Source organism: Aminobacter sp. P4_D5 (assembly GCF_056401815.1).
This window is the reverse complement of record NZ_JBFUIP010000292.1, coordinates 1-4,174: the sequence shown is the minus strand read 5'-3', so window position 1 is coordinate 4,174 and position 4,174 is coordinate 1. Positions and strand designations below refer to the sequence as shown.

Here is a 4,174-nt window from a genome sequence, read left to right as displayed (position 1 = left end):
TGCGGCCGGCGTACCGGTCTTGGCGATGCGCTTCTGGTACGTCTCGCTGGGGGCCGCTCTCGCCGCCGGCGCCGGCGGCTATCTCACGCTGGCTTTTGTCCCATCGTGGTCTGACGGCATGGTGGCGGGGCGCGGCTGGATTGCGGTGGCGCTGGTCATCTTTGCCCGCTACCAGCCGCTGAACGTCGTCCTCGTCGCACTGCTCTTCGGCCTGATCACCGCACTCGGCTATGTCGGGCAGGCCCGGAACTGGCCGATCGCTCCGGCCCTGCTAGGCATGCTGCCCTATCTGGGCACGCTCTGCTTCATCATCGTTCCAGCCATGGTCTGGCGCCGTATGCGGCAAGCGACGGCGGCTCCGGCGGCGCTCGGCTTGCCTTATTTTCGGCACGTTCGCTGAAAATCTGAAACTCTGAAACCGGATCCCAGAATGGATCGCGTGGGAGCATACGATGACTATCGATATCGCCATCATCAACGGCACCGTGATGCCCATGGCCGGCGCCAAGCCGATCCAGCGCGGAACAATCACCATCAGCGGCAGCAAGATCCAAGCCGTAGGCCCGCAGGAAACCATCGACATCGGCAGTGCGGCAAAGGTCATCGACGCCTCGAATTGCGCGGTGATGCCGGGCTTCTGCGACAGCCACACGCATATTGCCTCGAACCTTCTCCTGCGTGGGCTTTTGGAAGACGTGCGGCTGTTCGAGTGGCTGTCCACCATGTGGCAGCTCAAGCGCAACTTCGATCCCGAGACGCTGTACTGGGCGAACCTGAACGGTCTTGTCGAAATGGTGAAGTCGGGCGTTACCTCCTTCAACGAGCATTTCGATGCCTATGCCGTCGAGCCGCAGATCGAGGCGCTGAAGAAGATACCGCTGCGCGCAACACTTGGCTACGGCTTCGCCGATCGCGGCGTCTACGCGTCGATCACTGACTGGTCGTGGAAGACGCTACACGGCTTCGGCGACCTCGTCGTCAAGCACCACCAGTCGCAGAATGGGCTTCTCCAGATCGGGCTGTYGCCACATGCCACATATTCCTGTGGGCCAGAAATGTTTCGCCTGTCGCGCGAGGTTGCCGACGCGCATCATGTGCCGATCCACATCCACCTCGCCGAAGCGCCCCAAGAGACCGTCTATGTTGCCGAAACCTATGGCACATCGGCGGTCCGCTGGCTTCATTCACTTGATTTCCTGAAGTCCGACGTGACCGCGGCGCACTGCACGCAGCTCGACGAGGATGACGTGAAGATATTGGCCGCAACCAATACCAAAATTGCGCATTGCCCGTGCTGCAACGCCAAGGTCGCCTCCGGCACACTGCCGCTAAAATGCGTGCGCGAGCATGGCGTCACGGTCGGCCTTGCAACCGACGGGCCAGCCAGCCACAACACGCTCGACATGTTCCAGGAAATGAAATTCGCCGGCCTCATCCACAAGGACAAGACCGCTGACCCGGAATTCCTGAAGACAACCGATATCCTGGAGATGGCGACTGCCGAAGGTGCCAAGGCGATGAACCGGCCCGAAACCGGCTCCCTGGCGCCCGGCATGGCCGCCGATGTCATTGTCGTCGACCTCGACAAGGCGCACACACTGCCGGTCTATGACACTGCTGCGGCACTGGTCTACTCCAGCCGCGCCGACGACGTTCTGCATACGATCGTCGCTGGCCGGATACTGATGGAGAACCGCATCGTCGCCGGCATAGACGAAGCGGAAATCAGAGCGAATTTCCGCAGTAAGGCCCATGCGCTGCGCAAGCGTAGCTTGAGATAAGCGAAGACAGTACTGCGTGCTGCCAAGAAACCGGCCAGGGCTTCGGTCCCTGGCAAGCGCGCCGGGCATCGGCCGCTCCATCTCGGGCCCCAGAGGCTTTTTGCGATCGGCGCGTCGCTGGAAGGAGGGAGCAAGGTTGACGTGCCGATCGCCCGCGACCTGTTGGAGGGAGGATGGGACTGCGGGCAAAGGCTGGATGCAGTCCGGCCGTTGATTTCAAGTTGGATGTTGGTAGCTGGCAGCGGCATCTGAGATGCCTCCGCCAAGTTTGCAAGACGGTTCTATCCTACCATTTGACCCTGAAGCCGGCGGTGCAGGCAAGCGCATAGCTGTCGCCGAATTTTTCGAGCGAGCTATTGACCGAAACCTCGCCATAGACCGAATATTTGTCGTCGTTCCAGTTGTAGGAACCGCCGAGCCCGTAGCCTGATATCCAACTAAGAAATGGACAGGATCTCAAGTTCGCGCTGCCCTAGCTGAACAACGTCGCCAACAGCTTTGCCAATCAGCGCGATGGCAACCGGTGAACCATGCGATATCGAAGCTTGAGACGGGTTGGCCTCATCCTCACCGACGATGCGGAAGGTCTGAGTACGGCCATCGTCACGCTCGAAGGTAACCGTGTGACCGAAGCCGATCACTTCATTGGACGTGGGCACCGACATAAGCTGAGCCGTACGGATGCGCTGGGCATAATAGCGCATGTCTCGAACCGGGACCGCCGACTGCCGTCGCCTCTCGTTGACATCTTCCAGCACACTAGCGGCCCCGAGAGCCTGCCGAGAGCGAGCCAATTCATCTTGCAGCATCTTGAGGCCCGCCTCCGTGACGAGGTTGGCCCGTCCGGAGATGGGGCGAGCCGGCAAGATGGTTTCCGATGCCGCCTCCGCACTTTCCTCCTTGGCAAATGCCACGCTCAATCGGTCAGGCCTCCTTGTCGAAAACTGTCGGCAATCAGATAACCTACAGCCGGCAACAAAGCTGCAACAATTTGACGACTGGCTCCCGCCGAGCGGAATATCACCAGGCCGGGCCGCTTTCGAGTCAAGGCATCGTCAACGCCGTCACCAACATAGCAATCGTCGCAAATGCGGATTGAAAGGCTGGCCGCGTGCTTTCACCCGGAAGAATGGGCGTTAGATCCTGCCTTTGAGCGAGACGAAGTTTTGAAAATTCCTGCGGAACATTTAACGACCTTGTCCATTTATGATCTTGAGCAAGTTCGATGGCTGATACGCGCCCGAAGTGTGACTTCGGGCATTTTTTCGTCGTCGAGTATGAAAACAGCGGATGCCGGCTTGAATGACCCCACACCATAACTTGCTTGGCGCGCTACCAACAGCGGTCTATATCACCGACGCCCAAGGGCGGATCACTTACTACAATGAAGCTGCTGCGGACCTTTGGGGGCACCGTCCGGAAATTGGTAAGGCTGAATGGTGTGGCTCCTTGCGGCTTAGAACTCCCGATGGAGATCCCTTGGCGCATAGCGATAGCCCCATGGCGATAGCCCTGAAAGAGGGACGCTCGATCCGTGGGGTAGAAGGCATTGCCGAACGCCCGGATGGCACAATGGTACCCTTCCTCGCCTTCCCAGCAGCATTACGCGACGGCTCCGGTAAAATCTCGGGCGCAATCAACATGCTCGTGGACATCTCAGTGCAGAAGCGGGACGAACAACAAAACCAGCTCTTGGCCTCAATTGTTGAATCATCGGACGACGCCATCATCTGCAAGAACCTTTGCGGGGTGATCCAAAGCTGGAACACTGGTGCCTCCCGACTGTTTGGCTACTCGGCAGATGAAGCCATTGGCAAGCATGTAGGTATGCTGATCCCTTCCGACAGGCAGGAGGAAGAGACTCATATCCTCGGGAAAGTCCGAAACGGCGAGCGCGTCGATCATTTCGATGCGATCAGAAAACGCAAGGATGGCCGGCTCGTTGCAGTCTCGCTGACCGTTTCGCCTGTACGGAATGCCACGGGCAAAGTGATCGGTGCATCGAAAATCGCGAGGGACGTATCTGAGCGGAAAGATAGCGAAAATCGCATTCGTCTGCTCCTGCGAGAAGTCAATCACAGAGTGAAGAACCAGTTCGCCGTCATATTGTCGATGATCCGCGAGACGGGTAAATACACCCCGAGCGTAGCCGACTTCGATCGTCAGATGCGCAACCGGATTATGGCGTTGTCGAAATCTCAGGACCTGCTTGTCAATGGCGATTGGCGCGGGGCAACGATATCCGACCTGGTCGACGACCAAATCAAGCCCTTCACTGCGGAGCATCGTCTTGAGATCTCGGGCGAGCCAATCACTCTGTCTATCGTAGCCGTCCAGAACCTTGGAATGGCCTTCCACGAGCTTGCCACCAATTCAGCCAAGCACGGAGCCCT

General features: G+C 58.8%; 3 protein-coding genes and 2 pseudogenes. 3 read left to right on the top strand and 2 right to left on the bottom strand.

From position 1 onward, the window contains the following. Window positions 1-400: pseudogene (locus tag AC1DWF_RS30730) on the top strand (ABC transporter permease); the annotation flags it as partial. A 52-nt stretch (window positions 401-452) separates the two neighbouring features. Next, the gene (locus AC1DWF_RS30725) at window positions 453-1,781 is read left to right on the top strand and encodes an amidohydrolase family protein (protein ID WP_476842464.1); all 1,329 of its coding nucleotides are present in this window, start codon (window positions 453-455) and stop codon (window positions 1,779-1,781) included. A 286-nt stretch (window positions 1,782-2,067) separates the two neighbouring features. On the opposite strand, the pseudogene AC1DWF_RS30720 reads toward AC1DWF_RS30725, so the two are convergent. After that, window positions 2,068-2,208, bottom strand: a pseudogene (locus tag AC1DWF_RS30720) (autotransporter); the annotation flags it as partial. Between the two features lie 10 nt (window positions 2,209-2,218). Beyond that, a complete protein-coding gene (gene greA, locus AC1DWF_RS30715; RefSeq protein WP_476788473.1) occupies window positions 2,219-2,701 on the bottom strand; it encodes a transcription elongation factor GreA in 483 nt (160 codons plus the stop codon). A 382-nt stretch (window positions 2,702-3,083) separates the two neighbouring features. On the opposite strand from greA, the gene AC1DWF_RS30710 reads away from it, so the two are divergent. Next, on the top strand, window positions 3,084-4,174 hold a 1,091-nt coding region (locus AC1DWF_RS30710; protein WP_476842463.1), incomplete at its 3' end, for a PAS domain S-box protein.